The organism is Methylobacterium sp. E-025 (assembly GCF_022829705.1).
GTDB lineage: Bacteria > Pseudomonadota > Alphaproteobacteria > Rhizobiales > Beijerinckiaceae > Methylobacterium.
Map to the genome: position 1 here is coordinate 1 of NZ_JAKSYR010000088.1, position 21,529 is coordinate 21,529.

Genomic DNA, 21,529 nt, shown 5'->3' on the forward strand with positions numbered 1-21,529 from the left:
GCTGTCGTGCGCGCCGGCCTGAACTACAAGTTCGGCTCGTACTAGGACCTGCCGGATCCGCCGCGGCTCGCCCAGAGCCGCGGTTCGACCCGACCCGAGAAGCCCGGCCGAAAGGCCGGGCTTTTTTCGTCGTCGGATCGCATCGTCCTAGGGCGAAGATTTCTTCGCCGCCCCTGACAAACCTCGGGCGTGCTCCCCATCTTGGAACCGGTCCATGCGGCGCACGATGCCGCGGGTTCGATTCGAGGAGGACGACTCCATGAACAGCGAAGAACGCGACGTCATCTCCGGCATCTTCCAGCGGCTCGAGCAGGCGTCCAGCCAGCCCCGCGACGCGGATGCCGAGCGCTTCATTGCCGACAAGCTCAGGGCCCAGCCCTATGCGCCCTACGCGATGGCGCAGCTGATCTACGTGCAGGAAGAGGCGATCAAGAGCCTCAACCAGCAGCTCGAGCAGGCCCGCCAGCAACAGGCGCAGCCGCAATCCTCGGGTGGCGGCGGGTTCCTGTCGAGCATCTTCGGCGGCGGTTCGCAGCGCCAGGATCCGCAGCCGCAGCAGCGGGCGGGCGGCGCCTGGGGCAACCAGGGCGGCGCGCCGCAGGGTTACCCGCAGCAAGGGTATCCGCAGCAGGGCTACCCGCAACAGGGGTATCCGCAGGGCGGTCCGCAGCAGGGCGGCCCGTGGGGCGGCCAGCAGCAGGCGCCGGCTCGCGGCGGCGGCTTCATGGCCACGGCCTTGCCGATGGCGGCCGGCGCGGCCGGCGGCATGCTGCTCGGCAGCGCCCTCTCGAACGCCTTCGCCGGCGGCCATTCGAGCCTCGGCAGCGCGGCGGCGGCCGGCCTCGGCGGCGGCACGACGGTCGAGAACAACTACTTCGGCTCGGACGCCGGCGGCACCCAGGATTTCGGTGCGCCCCTCGGCGGCGGGAGCGACACCGCCTTCGACGGCGGCAACGACGACTTCGCCGGCGATCTGGGTGGCGGCGACGACAGCGACTGGGCCTGATCGCGCGGCCCGCTTGGATCGGGCTGGATGACATGCGTCCGACGACGTCGAAGGCTCGGGTCGCTCCTCTCGGCGATCCGAGCCTTCCTGCGTTCGATCCCGCGGTCACATCACCTCGACGCGTGTCCCCACCGGCACGCGTTCGTAGAGGTCGACCACGTCGTCGTTCATCATCCGGATGCAGCCGGACGACACGTTCTGGCCGATCGTGTGCGGCTCGTTGGTGCCGTGGATGCGATAGAGCGACGAGCCGAGATAGAGTGCCCGCGCACCGAGCGGATTGCCGGGGCCGCCTTCCATGTGGCGCGGCAGGTCCGGCCGGCGCGCCAGCATCTCCGGCGGCGGCGTCCAGCCCGGCCACTCGGCCTTGCGGCTGACGGTCTTGAGGCCCGACCAGGCGAAGCCCGGCCGCCCGACGCCGATGCCGTAGCGCATCGCCCGGCCGCCGGGTTGGACGAGGTAGAGATACTTCGACGGCGTATCGATCACGATCGTGCCCGGGCGCTGGGGACCGGAGAACGCGACCTCCTGCCGGGCGTAGCGCGAATCCGGCGCGCGGGCGATGCGGTCGCTCTCGGCAGGTGGGTCGGCCTGGGCGGGCAGGCCCTGAGGCAGCGCCGCGTAGGCTCGCGATGCGCCGCCATAGGGTTCGATCGGATCGCCGGATTGTGCCGACGCGCCTGCGTAACCCGGCCGGGCCACCGCAACGGGGCGGGCACCGCCGCGCGGGGCGACGCCGCCGGTGACAAGGTATTCGATCAGGCCGCCGCCGTATCCGTCGGGCTCAGCATAGCGCGCCTGCGCCTGGACCGCCCCCGACCAGACGGATGCGGCAAGCGCCGCCCCCACGCACCAACTCGTCCGCATCGCCGCACTCCCGCACCACGGCCGGGCTCGATGCCGGCCGTCATGGTTGAGAGGGTCGGACCGGGACGCGCGATATTCGATGAAGGAACGTGGTGAATCGGTCGCGGACGGGCTTCGCTGCCCCGGTCGTCACGAAGCAACGTGAATCGACTGTAAATCCGACCGAATGCTTTCGATCTTCAGCAAACTGCAACCGTTCCCGGTCCTAGATCGGATCCGGGTTTCCAAGACGGCCGGTTCGAACCGATGACTCACAAGCGCTACCGCATCGAGGACAGCCTCGGCCTCCCGCCCGCGGCGGGGACGACGATGTCCAGTGCCGGGCCCGTGGAGGGCGGGGCGCGCCTCGACGAGATCCTCTCGGCGATCCAGGACCTGCGCCGCATCACCCAGTCGAGCGCCGGCGAGACCATCGAGGCGTGCCGCCGCGAGCTGTCCGAAGCCTTGGCGATGCGCTCCGAGCTCGACGTGATGAAGGCGGCGATCACCAACACCCGCGACGAGATCGCGGCTCTGTATCACTCCGAGTCCAACGGCAAGGGCATGCGCCGCGCCGCCGACGAGCTGGGCGCCGTGGTCGGGTCGACCGAGCGCGCGACGTCGACGCTGCTCACCGCGCTGGAGGAGATCGAGGCGAGCGCCAACATCCTGCGGGCCGGCAACCTCGGCAAGGGCGGCCAGGACAAGGTCGACGTCATCCTCGACCGCGTCATCGTCGCCTACGAGGCCTGCAATTTCCAGGACCTGACCGGCCAGCGCATCAGCAAGATCGTCAACGTCCTGAGCTTCGTCGAATCCCACCTCGACCGCATGATCGCCGCCTGGAGCGGCCTCGACGGGTTCCGCGACGTGTTCTCCGCCGGCCCCGCCGCCGTCGTCGATCCGGACGACGAGCGCTCGCTCCTGAACGGCCCGAAGCTCGACGAGGATCCGGGCCACGTCGACCAGTCCGACATCGACGCGCTGTTCGGCTGAGGGCCGAGGTCCGCCGGCACGCCTTTGCGCATCGCGCCCCTTCCCTCGCCAGTTTCGCGGGCTTAGATCACGGCGATGAGCCGGAGAGTCCCGTCAGGTCGCGCCACCGAGGATCTGCCCCAGGAGGCCTTCGACGACGAGGCTTTCGACGAGGAGCGGGACGAGGCCGAGCCGGCGCAGGCCGACGAGGCGCCCGAGATCGACTTCGATTTCGAGCCCGGCGCCGTCGAGGCCGGCACGGAGGTGATCCGCCGGTTCTGGACGACGCTGCCCTCCGGGCCCGGCGTCTACCGGATGTTCGATGCCAAGGGCGACGTGCTCTACGTCGGCAAGGCGAAGAACCTGAAGGCCCGGGTCGGCTCCTACGCCCGCGGGCAGGCGCATTCCAACCGCATCGCGCGGATGATCTCGCAGACGGCGGCGATGGAGTTCGTCACCACCGCCACTGAGACCGAGGCGCTGCTGCTCGAGGCGAACCTGATCAAGCAGCTGAAGCCGCGCTTCAACGTGCTGATGCGGGACGACAAGTCGTTCCCCTACATCCTCGTCACCGCCGACGGCCCGGCACCGCAGATCATCAAGCATCGCGGCGCCCGCCGCCGCAAGGGCAGCTATTACGGCCCCTTCGCCAGCGTCTGGGCGGTGAACCGCACCGTGAACGCCCTGCAGCGCGCCTTCCTGCTGCGCACCTGCACCGACAGCTACTACGAGAACCGCACCCGGCCCTGCCTGTTGTTCCAGATCAAGCGCTGCTCCGGCCCCTGCACCGGCGAGATCGCGCTGGAGGATTACGCCGGCATGGCCGACTCGGCCAAGAACTTCCTCGCCGGGAAGTCCAATGCGGTGAAGGACCGGATGCGCACCGAGATGCAGGCGGCCTCCGACGCGATGGAGTTCGAGCGTGCGGCCCGCTTCCGCGACCGGATCAGCGCGCTCTCGGCGATCCAGGGCGTGCAGGGCGTCAACACGCAAGGGGTCGAGGAGGCCGACGTGTTCGCCCTCGACGAGCAGGCCGGGCAGTTCTGCATCGAGGTGTTCTTCTTCCGCAACTTCCAGAACTGGGGCAACCGCGCCTACTTCCCCAAGGCCGACCGCTCGATGACCCCGGACGAGGTGCTGGGCTCGTTCATCGGCCAGTTCTACGACACGATGCCGGCGCCGCGCCTCGTGCTGACGAGCCACGCGGTCGAGGATGCGGAGCTGGTCGCCGCCGCGCTCTCCAGCCAGGTCGCCTACCGGGTCGAGCTGCACCAGCCCCAGCGCGGCGAGCGCAAGGCGCTCGTCGACTACGCCCAGCGCAACGCCAAGGAGGCGCTCGGCCGCCGGCTCGCCGACACCGCGTCGCAGGGCAAGCTGCTGGTGGCGCTGGGCCAGGCCTTCGCCCTCGAGAAGACGCCGCGGCGGATCGAGGTCTACGACAACTCCCACATCATGGGCACCAACGCGGTCGGCGGCATGGTCGTCGCCGGCCCGTCCGGCTTCATGAAGACGCACTACCGCACCTTCAACATCAAGTCGGAGGAACTGACGCCCGGCGACGATTACGGGATGATGCGCGAGGTGCTGCAGCGCCGCTTCAAGCGCCTGGTCAAGGAGGCGCCGCGCACCGTCGCCGAAGCCGCCTTCGCCGCGACCGAGGGCGGTCCGGCGGAGCCGGTGGCCGAGGCGCCCGAGGATGCCGACGCGTTCCCCGCCTGGCCCGACCTCGTGCTCATCGACGGCGGCAAGGGCCAGCTCGACGCCGCGCGCAAGGCGCTGGAGGAGATCGGCGTCGCCGACGTGGCGCTGGTCGGCATCGCCAAGGGGCGCGACCGGGACGCCGGCCGCGAGACCTTCTTCATCCCCGGCCGGCCGGCGTTCAAGCTGCCGCCGCGCGATCCCACGCTCTACTTCGTGCAGCGCCTGCGCGACGAGGCGCACCGCTTCGCCATCGGCACCCACCGGGCCAAGCGCAAGCGCGAGCTGGTGCGCAACCCGCTCGACGAGATCGCCGGCATCGGCCCGAGCCGCAAGCGCGCGCTCCTGCACCAGTTCGGCACCGTGAAGGCGATCGAGCGGGCGGCCTACGAGGACCTTGCCAAGACGCCCGGCGTGAACGCCGCCACCGCGCGCGCCGTCTACGACTTCTTCCATGCGGGCGGCTGACGCATGAGCGACGGCATCGGCGACGCATCGGAACGGTTGACGCTCAGGCAGGCGCATGATTTCACCGGCCCGATGAACGCCGTCCTCCCCCGACGCCGGTCGCAGGCCTGGACGCTCGCGAACTGCCTGACCTACGGCCGCCTCGTCGCCGTCCCGGTGATGGTCGCGCTGCTGTTCTGGCCCGACGCGATCACCATGCGCTTCACGGCGCTGGCGGTGTTCGTGCTCGCCGCGATCACCGACTACCTCGACGGCTACGTCGCCCGCACCTACGCGCAGAGTTCGGCGCTCGGCCGGATGCTCGATCCGATCGCCGACAAGCTGCTGGTCGCCGCCTGCCTGCTGATGCTGGTGGCCGACCGCACCATCGTCGGCGCCTCCGTCTGGGCGGCGATCGTGATCCTGTGCCGCGAGGTGCTGGTCTCGGGCCTGCGCGAGTACCTCGCCGAGCTGAAGGTCGGCGTGCCCGTGAGCAAGGTCGCCAAGTGGAAGACCACGGTGCAGCTCGTGGCGCTGGGCTTCCTCGTCGCGGGGCCGGCCGGCGAGACGATCCTGCCCGGCACCGAGCGGATCGGCCTCGTCCTGCTCTGGCTCGCCGCCGCCCTGACGCTGTGGACCGGCTGGGACTACATGCGCGCCGGCATCAAGCACGTGATCGACGATCCGCGATAGGGTGATCCCGCCAGGCTTCCTCGCCCGCTGCGGCAGAGGGAGAAGCGACCTCGTGCATCGGGTGCGACCCGAGGAAACCGAACCATGAAGCTCGTCTATTTCGCCTGGGTGCGCGAGCGCGTCGGACGCCCCGAGGAGACCGTGACGCCGCCGGCGGAGGTCGCGACGGTGGGCGACCTGATCAGCTGGCTCAAGGGGCGGGGCGAGGAGTACGCCCACGCCTTCGAGCAGGACGGCGTGGTCCGCGCCGCGATCGACAAGGTCCACGCCAAGCCCGACGCACCGATCGCGGGCGCGCGGGAGATCGCGTTCTTCCCACCGATGACCGGCGGCTAGGACCGACGCAGGGCGAGCGCCACCACCGCCCCGGTCATCGTCACTGCGCGCGGGCGCGGTCGACCACCGCGCGGGCGGCGGCGAAGGCCTCGTCGGCGTCGAGATGGGTGGTGTCGAGCCGTACCGCGTCGTCGGCCGCCCTGAGCGGCGCCGTGCTCCGCGCCGCGTCCCGGGCGTCCCGCGCCTCGATGTCGGCGAGGATGGCGGCCAGCGTCGTCGTCTCGCCGCGGCTCTCGAGCTCGCGGTGGCGGCGGCGGGCGCGTTCGGCGGCGTCGGCGGTGATGAACAGCTTCACGCGCGCGTCCGGGCACACCACCGTGCCGATGTCGCGCCCGTCGAGCACCGCGCCGGCGCTGGTGCCGGCGAAGCGCTGCTGCCACGCGAGCAGGGCCGCGCGCACCGCCGGCACCGCCGAGATGCGCGAGGCCGCCTCCCCCATCGCCCGGTCGCGCAGGCGCGGGTCGGCGAGGCGGTCGGCGATCAGGCCCTCGGCCGCCCGCGCCGCGGCGGCCTCGTCGTCGAGGGAAGCGCCGGCGTCGAGCAGGGTCAGCGCGACGCCGCGATAGAGCAGGCCGGTGTCGAGGTGGGGCAGGCCGTAGTGCCGGGCAAGGCGCTGGGCGAGCGTGCCCTTGCCGGAGGCGGCTGGGCCGTCGATGGCGATGACCATGGCTGTCGAATTGTCGGGCATCGGGCCTATTCCCCGATCCCGGCGCCGAGCGCCTGCATCGTCGGCAGGAAGCTCGGGAAGCTCGTGGCGATCATCGCGCCGTCGTCGACGGTGACCGGCTCGGCGGTGGCCAGCCCCATCACGAGGAACGCCATGGCAATGCGGTGGTCGAGATGGGTCGCGACCGTGCCGCCCCCGGGCGGCGCGGTGCCGTCGCCGTGGACGAGGAGGTCGTCGCCCTCGATCAGGTGGGCGACGCCGTTGGCCTTGAGCCCGGCGGCGACCGCGGCGAGGCGATCCGATTCCTTGACCCGCAACTCGTGCAGGCCGTTCATCCGCGTGGTGCCCTGGGCGAAGGCGGCGGCGACCGCGAGCACCGGGTACTCGTCGATCATCGCCGGCGCCCGCTCGGCCGGCACGTCGACGCCCTTGAGGCGGCTCGCGCGCACGCGCAGATCGGCGACGGTCTCGCCGCCCTCCTCGCGCTCGCGCAGGCGCTCGATGTCGGCGCCCATCTCGATCAGCGTCGTGATCAGCCCGGTGCGCAGCGGATTCATCATCACGCCCTCGATCGTGATCTCGGAGCCCGGCACGATCAGCGCCGCCACCAGCGGGAAGGCGGCCGACGACGGGTCGGCCGGCACCACCACCTCGGTGCCGCGCAGCGTCGGCTGGCCGGTGAGCGCGACCGCGCGGCCGTGGCCGTCCGGCCCGTGCGGGGTGACGGAGACCTCGGCGCCGAACAGGCGCAGCATCCGCTCGGTGTGGTCGCGGGTGGCCGCGGCCTCGATCACCGTGGTGGTGCCCGGGGCGTTGAGGCCGGCGAGGAGCACCGCGGACTTGATCTGCGCCGAGGCGGCCGGCGTCTCGTAGCGGATCGGGATCGCCTCGCGCGGGCCGCGCAGCGTCAGCGGCACGCGGCCGCCCTCGGCCTCCGCGAGCACCTGGGTGCCCATCAGCCGGAGCGGATCGAGGATGCGGCGCATCGGCCGGCTGCGCAGGGAAGCGTCGCCGTCGAAGGTCGCCGTGACCGGCTGGCCGCCGACGACGCCCATCATCAGCCGCGAGCCGGTGCCGGCATTGCCGAAGTCGAGGGTCTCGGCCGGATCGGACAGGCCGCCGATGCCGACGCCGCGCACCACCCAGCGTCCCTCCCCCAGGCGCTCCATGGAGGCGCCGAGCGCGCGGGCCGCGGCCGCGGTGCGCAGCACGTCGTCGCCCTCCAGCAGGCCCTCCACCCGCGTCTCGCCGATGGAGAGCAGGCCGAGGATCATCGCGCGGTGCGAGATCGACTTGTCGCCCGGCGGCCGCAGCCGTCCGCGCAGGGGTGCGCCGGGCGCGGCGGAAAGCGGGGTCGGCTCGGAATCGTGCGACACGGGCGGTCAACTTCGCGAGGGATCCGGGCCGGGGCCGCGGGATCGCCGGAGGAGGCGCTGAGGCGCCGAAAAGCCGGTGCGACGCGTGGCGCCGCGCGGGAACATGGGGCGGTCGGTTATCACGCGCGCCGCGATCCGTCATCCGAGCTGCGGCGCCGATCCGACGGTCCGCCGCCGCCCTGGACGCATCGAATGTCGCCGGCGAACGATCGCCGATCGCTTTTCCGCAAAAAGGGGGTTGAGTCCGATCCGAGGCCCGCCTATAGAACCGCCCTCGCCGGACGGCATCGCCGGGCCAGCGAGACACCAGCGCGGACCTCCAGAGCCGCGGTGGACGAGAGTGGGGCCTTAGCTCAGCTGGGAGAGCGCTTCCATGGCATGGAAGAGGTCATCGGTTCGATCCCGTTAGGCTCCACCACTCTCCCTCTCAGACGCGGATACGGTTGTCCGAGAGGGGTTCGGCATGGACGATGTTCCATCGCTGCCCCATACGATCTTGTACCGACATCCCGTACGATAGGCAGGCCGCCGCCACGTCTGCGACCGAGACCAGGTACGGTTTCTATCTGCCGTCGAACGGCGCGGTTTTCAGAAGAATCTGCCGTTACGGGCTGCCGTCGGGTTCGCCGACGCTGGTGACTGCATCACGCGCGGATGACGTCGCGCGCCCATTGTCGACCGATCGCATCGACCCTCACGGCTCGCGTCGACGGTCGTCGTGCGAGGGAGGCCGGAACCGAACCGCCGATCGCGACCTTACAAACTCAATCACTGGTTGTGTGAGGCTGTGATGGTTGCGATCGTGATGGCGGCGGTCTTCGGCGCGGGGCTGTCGATCCTGCTCTTGGCCAAGTTCGGCCTCCTCATGGCGCTGCTGGCGATCCCCCTCGGCGGGAGCACCGCGGGCATGGCCGCCGCGCTCGGCCTCGCCGCGGCGCGCGATCGGCGACCGCCGAACCGGATCGGCCGGAGACCTGCGATGGCGCGGCCCGTCACCATCGTCCGCTGACGCCGCATCCGCTCTCGCCTACCGGTGCCGGTCGAGGAACTGCGCGAGGTAGGCGCCGGCCGCGTCCGGCCGCTCGACGGCGAGGAGGTGGGCAGCGTTCGGCAGCGTCACCAGTTCCGCCTGGGGGATGCCCCGGCAGATCTCCTCGGCCATCGCAGGCGGCGTCGCGGGATCCTCGCGGCCGGCGACGACCAGCGTCGGGGCGGTGATCGCCGAGAGGCGTGGGCGCAGGTCCATGCGCCCGATCGCGCCGCAGCAGACCGCGTAGCCGGCCGCATCGCAGGCCATGAACGCTGTGCGGATCGGCGCGACCACCTCCGGATGCCGTTCTGAGAAGCCCGGCGTGAACCAGCGGCCGAGGGTCGCCGCGACGATCGCCTGCGGTCCCGCCTCGCGCACCGTCGCGGCGCGCGCGTTCCAGCTCGCTTCGCTCGGCATGTGGGCGGCCGTCGCCATCAGGGTCAGGCTCGCCACGCGGCCGGGTGCGGCGCTCGCCAGCGCCTGCATCGTCATGCCGCCGAGCGACAGGCCGACGGCGTGGATGCGGCCGATGCCGAGCCCATCGAGCAGCGCCAGGAGGTCGCCGGCGAGGTCGTCGATCTCGGCCGGCGCGTCCCGCGTCGCCGAGCCGCCATGGCCGCGGGTGTCGTAGCGCAGGATGCGGTAACGGTCGGCCAGGTGCGGCACCACCGCGTCCCACATGGCGAGCGTCGTCCCGAGCGAGTTGGAGAACGCCACCACCGGTGCGTCCTCCGGGCCGGTGAGGATGTGGTTCAGGGGCAGGTGAGCCATCTCAGGCCGCCAGCCCGAGGGCGGCGCGGGCCTCGGCCGGTGTCGCCGGCCGGCGGCCGTGGCGGCGCACCGCCTCGGCGGCGAGCCCGACGAGCTCGGCGTTGCTCGCGGCGAGCTGGTCCTTGGCGATGCGGATGTTGTCCTCGAGCCCGGTGCGGACCGCGTCGGCGCCGCGCGCCAGCGCCCACTCCATCACCACCGCCTGGTTGCGGCCGATCCCGGCCGCCGTCCAGGTCGCCCCGGGCAGGATGCGCCGGGTCTCGGCGAGCAGGATGTCGAGCAGGTGCTCGTCGGCCGGCATCGCGTTCTGGACGCCCATCACGAACTGCACGTGCGGCCGCGCGTCGATCAGGCCGGCCTCGACGAGGCGGCGGGCGCCGTGGAGGTGCGACAGGTCGAAGATCTCGATCTCCGGCCGCACGCCGAAGCGCGTCATCTGCGTGGCGAGGTCGGTGACCAGGGCGGCCGGATTCTCGTAGACGATGGTCGGGAAGTTGACCGAACCGGTCGAGAGCGAGGCCATGTCCGGCCGGTGCTGCAGCGAGAGACCCCGGCTCGCCGGGTCGCGCCCGCGCCCGCCGGTGGAGAACTGCACCACGAGGCCGGGGCAATGCTTGCGTAGGCCCTCCTGCACGGCGGCGAAGCGGTCGGGATCGGAGGACGGGGTCTCGTCGTCGTTGCGCACGTGGATGTGGGCCAGCGTCGCCCCCGCCTCGAAGGCCTGGTGCGTCGACTCGATCTGCTCGGCCACCGTCACGGGAAGCGCCGGGTTGTCCGCCTTGCGCGGCACCGAGCCGGTGATCGCCACGGCGATCACCACGGGCGCGCTGGTCTCGATCTGGCTCATGGTCCCTCCGTGGCTCGGCCGCGTCCTCGCGCGATTCTCGCGGGATGTAGACCGCCGCGCCCGCGCGCAAAGCCCGGGGCGGAGACAGCGCCGCCGCTCTGTCGGCCCGCTTGATGCCGCGGCCGCGGCGGTTCATGGGTCGAGCGTCCGTGCGCGGGCCGCGCGAAGGAGGATGTCATGAGCCGTCTCGTCACCGTGCTGAACGGCCCGAACCTGAACCTCCTCGGCCGGCGCCAGCCGGAGATCTACGGCCACGAGACCCTGGCCGACGTCGAGGCCGCCTGCCGGGCGCTCGCCGGCGAGCTCGGGCTCGCGCTGCAGTTCCGGCAGTCGAATCACGAGGGCGCGCTGATCGACTGGATCCACGCGGCGCGGGACGAGGCCGCCGGCATCGTCATCAACCCGGCCGCCTTCACCCATACCTCGGTGGCGCTGCTCGACGCGCTCAACGCCTTCGACGGCCCGGTGATCGAGGTTCACATCTCGAACGTGCACAAGCGCGAGGCCTTCCGGCACCACTCCTACGTCTCGCTGCGCGCCGACGGCGTGATCGCCGGGCTCGGCACCGAAGGCTACGGCCTGGCGCTGCGCCGCGTCGCGACGTTGATCGGCCAAGCCGAGGCGGCGCGCTGATGCGGGACGGGGCGGTGGGCCGGGCGGGCAGCGCGCACGCGGCGCATGGACGGTTCGGCCGCCGATGCCTATGGCGTAGCGCGAGCCCGCCTCCGTCGGTCCGGGCGCTCCTCCTGCTTGCGATGGCGATGTTCGGTTCGATGCGTCCCATCTCGGCCGAACCGGTTCCGCCGCCCGAGGCGACGACGGGACTGATCGAGGCCCTCCAGGCCCGCATCCTGTCCGGCCACAGCGCGACCGCGGTGCTGGAGGCGTGGTGCGCCGAGCGCGGCCTGTCGGCCGAGCCGCACCTCGTCGCCCGTCGGGTCCCGGGGGCCGAGAAGCCCCTCGACGCGGCGCAACGCAAGCGTCTCGGCCTCGCGCCGGACGAGCCGGTCCGCTACCGGCGCGTCCGGCTCGCCTGCGGCGTCCACGTCCTGTCCGAGGCCGACAACTGGTACGTGCCGGGCCGGCTGACGCCCGCCATGAACGCGGCCCTGGACGAGACCGACGCGCCGTTTGGCCGGGTGGTGCGCCCGCTCGCGCCGACCCGCCGCAACGTCGCGCTCCGCCCGCTCCGCGATCCCGGCGCCCCCGCCCCGGGTCCGGACGACCCGCTGTTCGAGGTCGACGCGGTGCTCGCGACCGGGGCCGGCCTGCCGTTCTGCGAGGTCGCCGAGACCTATCTCGGGGCCGTGCTCGGGCGCGGACCTTAGCAGCCGCCGCTGCGTCTTGCGGGACTTCGGTGCGCACGGCTATTGCCGGGCCGATCGCCCGGACGGGCGGCACGCTCGGAGGATCCGCATGAGACCGGCAACTGTGTTCGCTCCCACCCTCTTCGCCGCCTGCCTCGTCGCGTCCTGCCTCGTCGGCAGCGGCGCGCAGGCGCAGAAGGCCGCCGACCCGGCCGGGATCTGGCTGACCGAGACCGGCGACTCGAAGGTGCGGCTGACGCGGTGCGGCGCCGGCTTCTGCGGCACCATCGTCAGCACCGCGGGCAAGGGCCTCGACGCCAACAACCCGGACCCGGCCCTGCGCACCCGCAGCGTCGTCGGCGTCCAGATCGTCAACGCCACGAGCCCGTCGGGCGACGGCTATTCCGGCACCCTCTACAACCCGAAGGACGGGAAGACCTATTCCGGCTCGCTCAAGATGACCGGCCCGAACGCGATCGAGGTCTCGGGCTGCGTGATGAGTGTCTTCTGCAAGCGACAGACCTGGAAGCGGGTGGGCTGAGCCGTCAGCCCGCCGCCACCGCCGCGGTGATCGCGTCGAGGGCGGCCTTCGCGCCGGCGCCCTCCGGGCCGCCGGCCTGGGCCATGTCGCGGCGGCCGCCGCCGCCCTTGCCGCCGAGATGGCCTGCGCCGGCCCGCACCAGGGCGACGGCGTCGTAGCGCTCGGTGAGGTCCGGGGTGACGCCGACCACGAGGCCGGCCTTGCCGTCGGCGCCGACGCCGACGATGGCGACGATGCCGGAGCCGAGCTTCTGCTTGCCGGCATCGGCCAGGCTCTTGAGGTCGCGCATCTCGACGCCCTCGATCGCCCGCGCCATCAGCTTGACGCCGGCCACCTCGGTCGCCTCGTCGCCGCCTCCGGCGCTGCCGCCCATCGCCAGCTTCTTGCGCAGGTCCGAGACCTCGCGCTCCAGCCGGCGGCGATCCTCCAGCAGCCCGGAGAGCCGGTCTGACACCTCCGCCACCGGCGCCTTGAGCTGGGAGGCCAGCGCCCCGAGGGTGCGGCTCTCCTCGCCGCGGTGGCGGCGGGCGGCGTCGGCGGTCATCGCCTCGATGCGGCGCACCCCGGCGCCGACCGCGCTCTCGGCGAGGATCGTGATGGTGCCGATGTCGCCGGTGCGCGCAGCGTGCGTGCCGCCGCAAAGCTCGATCGAGAAGTTCGGCAGGCGGCCGCCCTCGATCTCCGTGCCGGCATCGTCCACCGGCCGGCCCATGGAGACGACGCGGACCTCGTCGCCGTACTTCTCGCCGAACAGCGCGCGCGCCCCGGACTCGATTGCCTCGTCCACCGCCATCAGCTTGGTCACCACCGGCACGTTCTGCAGCAGCACCGCGTTGGCGATGTCCTCGACGCGGGCGAGCTCGGCCGCCTCGATCGGCTTCGGGTGGCTGATGTCGAAGCGCAGGCGCTCGGGGGAGACCAGCGAGCCCTTCTGCGCGACGTGGTCGCCGAGCACCTGCCGCAGGGCCTCGTGCAGCAGATGGGTGGCGGAATGGTTGGCGCGAATCGCGGCCCGGCGGGCGTGGTCGACCTTCAGCTCGACGGCCTGGCCGAGGCTCAGGGTGCCCGCCTCCACGGTGACGTGATGGACGAACAGGTCGCCGAGCTTCTTCTCGGTGTTGGTCACGCGAGCCTTCAGCCCCGGCGCGGCGAGCGTGCCGGTGTCGCCGACCTGTCCGCCGGATTCGGCGTAGAACGGCGTCTGGTTGGCGATGAGCAGCCCGCTCTCACCGGCCTGCAGGGCCTGGACCTCGGCGCCGTCGCGCAGCAGCGCCGTCACGACGCCCTCGGCGCTCTCGGCCTCGTAGCCCAGGAACTCGGTGGCGCCGGTCCGGTCGCGCACCGAGAACCACACCGTCTCGGTGGCGGCCTCGCCCGAGCCCGACCACGCCGCGCGCGCCGCCTGCTTCTGGCGCTGCATCGCGAGTCCGAACGCCTCCGTGTCGACGCCGATGCCCCGGGCCTTCAGGGCGTCCTGCGTCAGGTCGAGGGGGAAGCCGTAGGTGTCGTAGAGGGTGAAGGCGGTCTCGCCGGCGAGGTTCTGGCCGGCGGCGAGGTCGCGGGTCTCGGCGTCGAGGATCGCGAGGCCGCGCTCCAGGGTGCGGCGGAAGCGTGTCTCCTCGAGGCGCAGGGTCTCGGAGATCAGGCTCTCGGCCCGCACCAGCTCGGGGTAGGCCTGGCCCATCTCCCGCACCAGCGTCGGCACGAGGCGGAACATCGCCGGCTCGCGCGAGCCGAGCAGCTCGAGGTGGCGCATGGCGCGGCGCAGGATGCGGCGCAGCACGTAGCCGCGGCCCTCGTTGCCCGGCAGCACGCCGTCGGCGATCAGGAAGGAACCGGCGCGCAGGTGGTCGGCGATCACCCGGTAAGAGGCGACGTTCGCGGGCTCGGGCGGGCGGCCGACCGCGTGCGACACGGCATCGATCAGCGACCGGAACAGGTCGGTCTCGTAGTTCGAGGTCACGCCCTGGAGGATCGCGGCCATGCGCTCCAGGCCCATGCCGGTGTCGATCGACGGCCGCGGCAGGACCAGCCGGTTGCCCGGCTCGACCTGCTCGTACTGCATGAACACGAGGTTCCAGAACTCGAGGAAGCGGTCGCCGTCCTCGTCGGGCGAGCCGGGCGGGCCGCCGGCGAGCCCCGGGCCCTGGTCGATGAAGATCTCCGAGCACGGCCCGCAGGGGCCGGTGTCGCCCATCTGCCAGAAGTTGTCCGAGGTGCCGATGCGGATGATCTTGTCGTCGGAAAAGCCGGCGATCTTCTTCCAGAGCGTCGCCGCCTCGTCGTCGTCGGCATAGACCGTGACGAGGAGCCGGTCCGGCTTGAGGCCGAACTCCTTGGTGATCAGGGTCCAGGCCAGCTCGATCGCCTGCGGCTTGAAGTAGTCGCCGAAGGAGAAGTTGCCGAGCATCTCGAAGAAGGTGTGGTGGCGCGCGGTGTAGCCGACGTTGTCGAGGTCGTTGTGCTTGCCGCCGGCGCGGACGCATTTCTGCGCCGTCGTCGCCCGCACGTAGGGCCGCTTCTCGACGCCGGTGAAGACGTTCTTGAACTGCACCATGCCGGCGTTGGTGAACATCAGCGTCGGGTCGTTCTTCGGCACCAGCGAGGACGACGGCACGATCGTGTGCCCCGCACCCGCGAAGTAGTCGAGGAAGGCCGACCGGATCTCGTTGACGCCGCTCATCGGATAACTCTGTGCTGGGCCGGGCTTTTTCGCGCGGCGACGCCCGGCCGTCCCGGGCCGTTCGTCGCGGATGCGCCCTCATACGGAGGGACGGGCGCCAAGTCACGGGCTCACATCGCGCCCCACCATCGCCGGAGGAACGGGTGATGGCCGGCCGGCCCCCGGAAACCGCCGGCACGACCGGAATGGTCCAGCCTCGGCCGTGTTGTCGCCACATCTGTCAAGCCAGATCGGGGGGTGGCGCCGCCATCGGCGCGAAACCGGGTTTTGGGACGCACATGCAGGGCCGCACCGTCGGAACGTCTCGCAAGGCCATCGCGTCCGGCTCCGCCGCCGTCGGCAAGGGCGCGTCCAAATCGGCGTCCACGGGCCGCTTCGGGGCGGGCGCCACCGACTGCATCACCCTTTCCGCCCCGGTCGGCCGCGGCCACGGCAGCCGCCCGGCGCTCGCCCGCTCCGTCCTGTCGATGTCGCTGTTCGCCGGCGCGCTGAGCGCGCTGCTGATCGGCTCGGGCGTCGAGCTCGGCAAGATCGGCCTCGAGAATGCGGTGTCCTCGGCCCAGGCCGCCACCGAGATCCCGATGCCGCGCCCCCGCATCCAGGTGAGCGCGCTGCCGCCCGTCGTCGCCGAGCCGCCGGTGGTGCTGCGCGCCTCCTCGGCCTTCGCCGCGGTCCACGATCTCGACACCGAGCTCGGGTCCAACGCGGTCGACCGGGTGTCCTACGATTTCCTGCTCTCGGAGAGCGCCGGCGGCGACCCGAACGACGTGCTCGAGTTCGGGCCGATGAAGATCCGCCGCCACATCGTCCAGACGATCGTGCGTGCCGCCCAGGCCGTGCAGACCGACCCGGTGCTGCTGATGGCGGTGGCCGACAAGGAGTCGAGCTTCATCACCGCCGTGCAGGCCAAGACCTCCTCGGCCACCGGCCTGTACCAGTTCATCGAGCGGACCTGGCTCGGCTGCGTGCGCGACTTCGGCGCCAAGTACGGGATGGAGAAGGAGGCGGCGCTGATCGTCGCCGATTCCAACGACCGGCCGACGGTGACGGACGCCGCCGAGCGCACCCGGATCCTCGAGCTGCGCCGCGATCCCTACCTCTCGGCGCTTCTGGCGGGCGAGATGCTGAAGCGCGACGCCGCCCGCATCGCCCTGCGGATCGGGCGCGAGCTGTCTCTGGGCGAGGTCTACCTCGCCCACTTCCTCGGGCCGGACGATGCCGAATCGTTCCTCGCCCAGGTCGTCGACAAGCCCGGCGCCGCCGCGGCCAAGCTGCTTCCGGGCCCGGCGCGGGCCAACCGCTCGATCTTCTTCGCTTCCGAGCGCAACCGCCGCCGCAAGGCCGCGAGCCTGTCGGTCGCGCAGGTGCACGAGAAGTTCGAGGCGATGATGAGCGCCCGCGGCGCGCGCTACCGCGACGTCCGCGCCGTGTCGGGCGTGATGGCCTACGCCGACGCCGACGCGGCCGCCCGCTAGGATCGGCCGCCCCAGGTATCTCGGGTGCTCCAGGTATCTGGCGCTCCAGGTATCGGGCGCCTCGGGGATCGGCCGTCCGCAAGGATCAAACGGCCGCCTGAATCGTGAAGCCGGCGCAACTGACTGCGCTTTCCCGACTTCTTTCTTCAAGCGACTCCGCATCCGCGGCCCGCGACGCGAAGACTTCGGGGGAAGTTCTTGACCAAACCGCTCCGACACCGGCCCATCGACACGCTGAGCCCCGACATACCCCTCGACCGGATCGGGGAGACGCTGGCGTCGTTCTACGACAGCCTCGTCGCCGAGGGCGTGCCGGAGCATCTGGCTGCGCTCGTGCGCAAGGTCCGGCAATCCGAATCCGACGGCGACGTCGCGAAGCCTGCGGCGCCCCCTGCCCCGCGGGCCGAGCGGATCGCCCTCGTCGTCGAGGACAATCCCCAGGTTCGCGGCCTCGCGGAGGCGCTGCTCGAGGAGACCGAGCTTTCGGTCGTCGGCTGCGACAGCGCCGAAGCGGCGCTCGCGGTGCTGCAGGCACGGGGCGGCGACGTCGCCCTGGTCTTCGCCGACGTGCGTCTGGCCGGCGAGATGGACGGCCTCCAGCTTGCCCATGCGGTCGCGACGCTGTGGCCGCGGGCGCGGCTCGTCATCACGTCGGGCCACTGCGTCGGCCGCCCCGAGATCCCGCCTGAGGCGGTGTTCATCCAGAAGCCGTGGCGCGCCTTCGACGTGCTGGTGGAGGCGGAACGGGCCGTCGGCGAGCCGGCACCGCCGATCCTCTGACGCCGGCCCTGCGCGCTACCCTTCGCGTCGACGGCATCGTCCGGCTCTGCATGGAACGCGGCATCGGCCGCTTCGATCGCCGTCCCGGACCGAAACGGGCATGTGGGCGTGAAATTTGCAGCACGGACGTCGCACCGGCGCATCCGCGGAGTGTTACGTCCTTGCCGATCCTGTCCGTCCGGCACCTCACCGTGTACCGCTACCGCCGCCCGGTCACCTTCGGCGAGCACCGGATCATGTTCCGCCCGCGGGACAGCTACGATCAGCGCCTGATCGAGGCGACCCTCGACATCGACCCGCTGCCGGCCAGCGTGCGCTGGATGTTCGACGTGTTCGGCAACTGCGTCGCGATCGCGAGCTTCGACACGCGCAGCGACACCCTGCGCTTCACCTGCGGCATCACCCTCGACCATACGCCCGAGCACGCTCCGGTCTTCCCGCTGGCGCCGCACGCGACCCACTACCCGTTCGGCTACGGCGTCGAGGACATGCCCGACCTGTCGCGCTCGATCGAGCGGCAATGGCCCGACACGCACCACGTGGTCGACGCCTGGGCGCGCAGCTTCATCCCGGCCGACGGCCGCATCCCGACGCAGGACCTGCTCGCCGACATGACCCGCGGCATCCGCCGCAACTTCACCTACCTCGCCCGCAGCGAGAAGGGCGTGCAGGACCCGGTGACGACGCTCCGCCTGAAGCGCGGATCGTGCCGCGACTTCGCGGTGCTGATGATGGAGGGCGTCCGCTCCCTCGGCATGGCGGCGCGCTTCGTCTCCGGCTACCTCTACAATCCGCGCAACGACCGCGACCGCCACGTCGGAGGCGGCTCGACCCATGCCTGGGTCGGCGTCTATCTTCCGGGGGCCGGCTGGATCGAGTTCGACCCGACCAACGGCATCGTCGGCAATCGCGACCTGATCCGCGTCGCCATCGCCCGCGACCCGCGGCAGGCGGTGCCGTTGCACGGGTCGTATTTCGGTCTGGCGAGCGACGACCTCGGCATGCGCGTCGACGTCGCCGTGACCGAGAAGCCGGCGCTGGAGCTCGCCCCCGCGCAATAGGGGTACCGACACGCCGGTGCGGGCATCATGAACGTATGCTTCGTTGAGGAAGGTTGGCAGGTGGCGCGATGAAGATCAGGACCGGTTTCGATATCGCCTTCGATTCGGCGCAGCCGATGCCGATGATCCTGATGCTCAGCGTCCACCCGTCGCGGCTGCCGGACCTGCTGTCGCCGCAGGCGATCGCCTTCGATCCGCCGATCCCCTGCCACCAGTATGAGGACGGCTTCGGCAACATCTGCCATCGCATCGTCGCGCCGCCCGGGCTGCTGACGATCTCGGCCGACTTCACGGTGCAGGATTCCGGGCAGCCCGACGCGTTCGTGCCGGATGCGCGGCAGATCCCGGTGCAGGACCTGCCCGACGAGGTCCTCGTCTACCTGCTGGGCTCGCGCTACTGCGACACCGACAAGCTTTCGCAGACCGCGTGGTCGTTGTTCGGCAGCACGCCGGAAGGTTGGGCGCGCGTCCAGGCGATCGTCGACTACACCCACGAGCGCATCCGCTTCGACTACATGCGCGCCGACGCCACCCGCAGCGCTCATGACGGCTTCATGCAGCGCGAGGGCGTGTGCCGCGACTTCGCGCACCTGGCCGTCACCTTCTGCCGCTGCATGAACATCCCGGCGCGTTACTGCACCGGCTATCTCGGCGACATCGGCGTTCCGAAGGATCCGGCGCCGATGGACTTCTCCGCCTGGTTCGAGGTCTACCTCGAAGGGCCGCAGGGCGGGTGCTGGTACACCTTCGACGCCCGCCACAACACGCCGCGCATCGGGCGGATCGTGATGGCGCGCGGGCGCGACGCCACCGACGTCGCGATCACCACCAACTTCGGCTACGCGCCCCTCGCCCGCTTCGACGTGCACACCGACGAGGTGGCGTGATCGCGCGCCCTCGATCGGCGCGACGACGTCTTCGCGGCTTACGTATTCCCACGCTCCTGAAATCTTCGCCGGCCCGTGGAACCCTCTGCCTATGCTCACGCTTGTAATAGCAAAGGTTACTGCACAGGTAGGCCACATCATGAAGACCCCAGCCACCGCTCTCGCCGCCCTCCTCGGACTCTCGATTGTTGCCAGCGTGCCGGCCATGGCCGCCTCGACCTACGATCCCTTCGGCACCGATGCCGGATACGAGGAAGATCAGTCCTACGGTTACCAGGGTACGCAGAGCCGTGACTATTACGGCCAGCGTCCCGTCTACGAGCCGGGCTACGGCCAGGGCGTGCAGGCCGCGCCGCAGGCGCAGGTCCAGCCGATCCAGCGCGAGATCGTGGCGTTCAACGGCAACTATGCTCCGGGCACGGTCGTCGTCTCGACCACCGAGCGTCGCCTGTACTTCGTGATGCCCAACGGCGAGGCGATCCGCTACGGCGTCGGCGTCGGCCGTCCCGGCTTCACCTGGTCGGGCACCAAGACCGTGACCGCCAAGAAGGAGTGGCCGTCGTGGACGCCCCCGGCCGCGATGATCGCCCGCCGCCCCGACCTGCCGCGCTACATGGCCGGCGGCATCGAGAACCCGCTCGGCGCCCGCGCCATGTACATCGGCAACACCGAATACCGCATCCACGGCTCGAACGAGCCGGACACGATCGGCCAGGCCGTGTCCTCGGGTTGCATCCGGATGACCAACGACGACGTCACCGACCTCTACGAGCGCGTGAAGGTCGGCGCCAAGGTCGTGGTCCTGAACTGATCCGACAGCGCACGCGTCTGCAAACCAACGCGGGCCGCGTCATCCGAGAGGGTGGCGCGGCCCGTCTCGTCTGAACACCTCGGCGCCGCTCCGCTCGGCTCCGCGGGCTCGAGCCCCGCGCCGGCGATCCGCGCAGCCGTCGATACGGAGACGCGGGAGGCGTCGGGCGCGCATTCGAGGCCTCGACCTCGCGGTGCGAAGGCGGTCGCGCGTCAGGGAACGACGCGGCCGACCGCCGTCTGCGGCTGGCTGAACGAGGCGATCGGCATGTCGCAGAAGCAGCGCGCGCCCAGCGGCCGCGGGCCCGGAAGCGGGCAGGAATAGGGTTGCGGGCCGGTCAGGCCCTGCTGGACCGCATCGCAGTTCAGGCCGACCGGGCGGGCCGGGGCCGGCCGCTCGCGCCGCCGCGGGTAGGTCGGGCGCTCGTCGTAGGCCGGGCGCTCGTCGTACCCGCGGGGCGGCGCGTCGTAATACTGGGCGTCGGCGGCCTGCAAGGCCAAGGTCGTGAGCAGGGCGGCGAGGCCGAGGCGTGTGATCTGTCGCATGGCATCCCTATCGGCGGAACGTAGGAACCCTGTTCGGGCCGATGCAGGCATGCTCGCGGAAACCCGGCGAAAACGAGACGGCCCGCCCCCGACGATCGGAGGCGGGCCGGTGAGCGATTGCCCGTGGCCCGCCCCCCGAAGGGGCGGGCATGGTTTGCAGGGCTCAGTGCGTCGCCTTGTTGGCGGCGTCCTGCGCATCGTGCGCCGCCTGCTTGGCGGCATCCGTTCCCTGCTCCATCGCCTTGCGGGCGTTGTCGGCACCTTCCTGCATCACGGACTTCGCGCGCTCGGCACCCTGCTGCATCGCGCTCTGGGCGAGACCGCCGAAATCCTTGGCCTGCGCCTGGATCGCGGCGAACTGGCTGCGCACGAACTCGGCCTGATGCTGCATCGCCTCCTGCACGTCCTTCGAGCGGACGAGCTTCTGGGCGAGGTCGAAGGCGGCGTTGACGTTCTGCTCGGCATACTCGAAGCCGCGGGCGGACACGTCCTTCACGCTGGTCCGGGTCGCCTCGGTGGACCCGGTCACGGTCTCCGCGGTGCGGCGTGCGGCGCCGATGAAGCTGTCGAAGGCCTTGCGGGCCTGGTCGACGCTCTTTTCGGCGAAATCGCGCATCTCGGTCGGGACTTCGTAGGTCGGGGGGGTGCTCATCGCTCGTCTCCTCTCACGTTGCCGGTTGATGCATCATTGTGCGCTGCACAATAACACAGGTATCATCGTACGCCACCCGGCGAGGCAGCATTAAC

Annotated in this window: 22 protein-coding genes and 1 tRNA gene; 15 read left to right on the forward strand and 8 right to left on the reverse strand. The window is 71.3% G+C overall.

The annotated features are described in order from the left end of the window. Positions 1 to 259 precede the first annotated feature (259 nt). Positions 260 to 1,006 (forward strand): DUF2076 domain-containing protein, encoded by a 747-nt coding sequence (locus tag MKK64_RS10695; RefSeq protein ID WP_147728242.1) that lies wholly within the window; start codon positions 260 to 262, stop codon positions 1,004 to 1,006. Positions 1,007 to 1,111: 105 nt separating this feature from the next. Here the strand turns inward: MKK64_RS10695 and MKK64_RS10700 are convergent, their stop codons facing one another. Continuing rightward, positions 1,112 to 1,873 (reverse strand): L,D-transpeptidase, encoded by a 762-nt coding sequence (locus MKK64_RS10700; protein ID WP_243934481.1) that lies wholly within the window; start codon positions 1,871 to 1,873, stop codon positions 1,112 to 1,114. A gap of 246 nt (positions 1,874 to 2,119) precedes the next feature. Between MKK64_RS10700 and MKK64_RS10705 the strand changes: the two genes are divergently transcribed. The 4 genes from MKK64_RS10705 (at position 2,120) to moaD (ending at position 6,001) form a co-directional block, all read left to right on the forward strand. Continuing rightward, the gene (locus tag MKK64_RS10705) at positions 2,120 to 2,848 is read left to right on the forward strand and encodes a chemotaxis protein (RefSeq protein WP_147844133.1); all 729 of its coding nucleotides are present in this window, start codon (positions 2,120 to 2,122) and stop codon (positions 2,846 to 2,848) included. Positions 2,849 to 2,923: 75 nt separating this feature from the next. Beyond that, complete coding sequence (uvrC, locus tag MKK64_RS10710; RefSeq protein WP_243934488.1) at positions 2,924 to 4,993, forward strand: excinuclease ABC subunit UvrC; 2,070 nt, start codon at positions 2,924 to 2,926, stop codon at positions 4,991 to 4,993. A gap of 72 nt (positions 4,994 to 5,065) precedes the next feature. Beyond that, entirely contained in the window at positions 5,066 to 5,665 is a 600-nt protein-coding gene (gene pgsA / locus MKK64_RS10715; RefSeq protein WP_147844136.1) for a CDP-diacylglycerol--glycerol-3-phosphate 3-phosphatidyltransferase, read from the forward strand. A gap of 84 nt (positions 5,666 to 5,749) precedes the next feature. Next, entirely contained in the window at positions 5,750 to 6,001 is a 252-nt protein-coding gene (moaD, locus tag MKK64_RS10720) for a molybdopterin converting factor subunit 1 (protein ID WP_243934490.1), read from the forward strand. A gap of 40 nt (positions 6,002 to 6,041) precedes the next feature. On the opposite strand, the gene cmk is transcribed toward moaD, so the two are convergent. Next, positions 6,042 to 6,689, reverse strand: coding sequence for a (d)CMP kinase (gene cmk, locus MKK64_RS10725; RefSeq protein ID WP_243934499.1), 648 nt, complete (start codon positions 6,687 to 6,689; stop codon positions 6,042 to 6,044). A gap of 5 nt (positions 6,690 to 6,694) precedes the next feature. After that, the gene (gene aroA, locus MKK64_RS10730) at positions 6,695 to 8,044 is read right to left on the reverse strand and encodes a 3-phosphoshikimate 1-carboxyvinyltransferase (RefSeq protein ID WP_243934506.1); all 1,350 of its coding nucleotides are present in this window, start codon (positions 8,042 to 8,044) and stop codon (positions 6,695 to 6,697) included. A gap of 342 nt (positions 8,045 to 8,386) precedes the next feature. Here aroA and MKK64_RS10735 point away from each other — a divergent pair. Beyond that, positions 8,387 to 8,462 (forward strand) — tRNA-Ala (locus MKK64_RS10735). A 372-nt stretch (positions 8,463 to 8,834) separates the two neighbouring features. Beyond that, positions 8,835 to 9,053, forward strand: a complete 219-nt coding sequence (locus tag MKK64_RS10740; RefSeq protein WP_243934508.1) for a hypothetical protein — start codon at positions 8,835 to 8,837, stop codon at positions 9,051 to 9,053. Positions 9,054 to 9,071: 18 nt separating this feature from the next. On the opposite strand, the gene pcaD is transcribed toward MKK64_RS10740, so the two are convergent. Beyond that, positions 9,072 to 9,845 carry a 3-oxoadipate enol-lactonase gene (pcaD, locus tag MKK64_RS10745; protein WP_243934510.1) on the reverse strand — a complete coding sequence of 258 codons (774 nt, stop codon included), beginning with the start codon at positions 9,843 to 9,845 and terminating at the stop codon, positions 9,072 to 9,074. 1 nt (position 9,846) lies between these two features. After that, on the reverse strand, positions 9,847 to 10,692 hold the full coding sequence (locus tag MKK64_RS10750) for a 3-keto-5-aminohexanoate cleavage protein (protein ID WP_147844048.1): 846 nt from the start codon (positions 10,690 to 10,692) through the stop codon (positions 9,847 to 9,849). Between the two features lie 177 nt (positions 10,693 to 10,869). Between MKK64_RS10750 and aroQ the strand changes: the two genes are divergently transcribed. The 3 genes from aroQ (at position 10,870) to MKK64_RS10765 (ending at position 12,540) form a co-directional block, all read left to right on the forward strand. After that, the gene (gene aroQ / locus MKK64_RS10755; protein WP_147844049.1) at positions 10,870 to 11,325 is read left to right on the forward strand and encodes a type II 3-dehydroquinate dehydratase; all 456 of its coding nucleotides are present in this window, start codon (positions 10,870 to 10,872) and stop codon (positions 11,323 to 11,325) included. A 140-nt stretch (positions 11,326 to 11,465) separates the two neighbouring features. Continuing rightward, on the forward strand, positions 11,466 to 12,020 hold the full coding sequence (locus tag MKK64_RS10760) for a hypothetical protein (protein WP_147844050.1): 555 nt from the start codon (positions 11,466 to 11,468) through the stop codon (positions 12,018 to 12,020). Between the two features lie 88 nt (positions 12,021 to 12,108). Continuing rightward, entirely contained in the window at positions 12,109 to 12,540 is a 432-nt protein-coding gene (locus tag MKK64_RS10765) for a DUF2147 domain-containing protein (RefSeq protein WP_147726843.1), read from the forward strand. Positions 12,541 to 12,544: 4 nt separating this feature from the next. Here the strand turns inward: MKK64_RS10765 and alaS are convergent, their stop codons facing one another. Continuing rightward, positions 12,545 to 15,223, reverse strand: a complete 2,679-nt coding sequence (gene alaS, locus MKK64_RS10770) for an alanine--tRNA ligase (RefSeq protein ID WP_243934518.1) — start codon at positions 15,221 to 15,223, stop codon at positions 12,545 to 12,547. A 278-nt stretch (positions 15,224 to 15,501) separates the two neighbouring features. On the opposite strand from alaS, the gene MKK64_RS10775 reads away from it, so the two are divergent. The 5 genes from MKK64_RS10775 to MKK64_RS10795 all read left to right on the forward strand — a co-directional run bounded on the left by MKK64_RS10775 (position 15,502) and on the right by MKK64_RS10795 (position 20,237). Beyond that, positions 15,502 to 16,698 carry a transglycosylase SLT domain-containing protein gene (locus MKK64_RS10775; RefSeq protein WP_147843539.1) on the forward strand — a complete coding sequence of 399 codons (1,197 nt, stop codon included), beginning with the start codon at positions 15,502 to 15,504 and terminating at the stop codon, positions 16,696 to 16,698. Between the two features lie 246 nt (positions 16,699 to 16,944). Then, positions 16,945 to 17,478 (forward strand): response regulator, encoded by a 534-nt coding sequence (locus MKK64_RS10780; RefSeq protein ID WP_147726851.1) that lies wholly within the window; start codon positions 16,945 to 16,947, stop codon positions 17,476 to 17,478. A gap of 161 nt (positions 17,479 to 17,639) precedes the next feature. After that, the gene (locus MKK64_RS10785) at positions 17,640 to 18,539 is read left to right on the forward strand and encodes a transglutaminase family protein (RefSeq protein ID WP_243934520.1); all 900 of its coding nucleotides are present in this window, start codon (positions 17,640 to 17,642) and stop codon (positions 18,537 to 18,539) included. A gap of 68 nt (positions 18,540 to 18,607) precedes the next feature. Continuing rightward, entirely contained in the window at positions 18,608 to 19,426 is an 819-nt protein-coding gene (locus MKK64_RS10790) for a transglutaminase-like domain-containing protein (protein ID WP_147726835.1), read from the forward strand. A gap of 139 nt (positions 19,427 to 19,565) precedes the next feature. Continuing rightward, on the forward strand, positions 19,566 to 20,237 hold the full coding sequence (locus MKK64_RS10795) for a L,D-transpeptidase (RefSeq protein WP_243934522.1): 672 nt from the start codon (positions 19,566 to 19,568) through the stop codon (positions 20,235 to 20,237). A gap of 212 nt (positions 20,238 to 20,449) precedes the next feature. On the opposite strand, the gene MKK64_RS10800 is transcribed toward MKK64_RS10795, so the two are convergent. Continuing rightward, positions 20,450 to 20,782: a hypothetical protein gene (locus MKK64_RS10800; protein WP_243934524.1), complete on the reverse strand. Its 333-nt coding sequence runs from the start codon at positions 20,780 to 20,782 to the stop codon at positions 20,450 to 20,452. A gap of 163 nt (positions 20,783 to 20,945) precedes the next feature. Next, positions 20,946 to 21,434, reverse strand: a complete 489-nt coding sequence (locus MKK64_RS10805) for a phasin (RefSeq protein WP_147726829.1) — start codon at positions 21,432 to 21,434, stop codon at positions 20,946 to 20,948. Positions 21,435 to 21,529 lie beyond the last annotated feature (95 nt).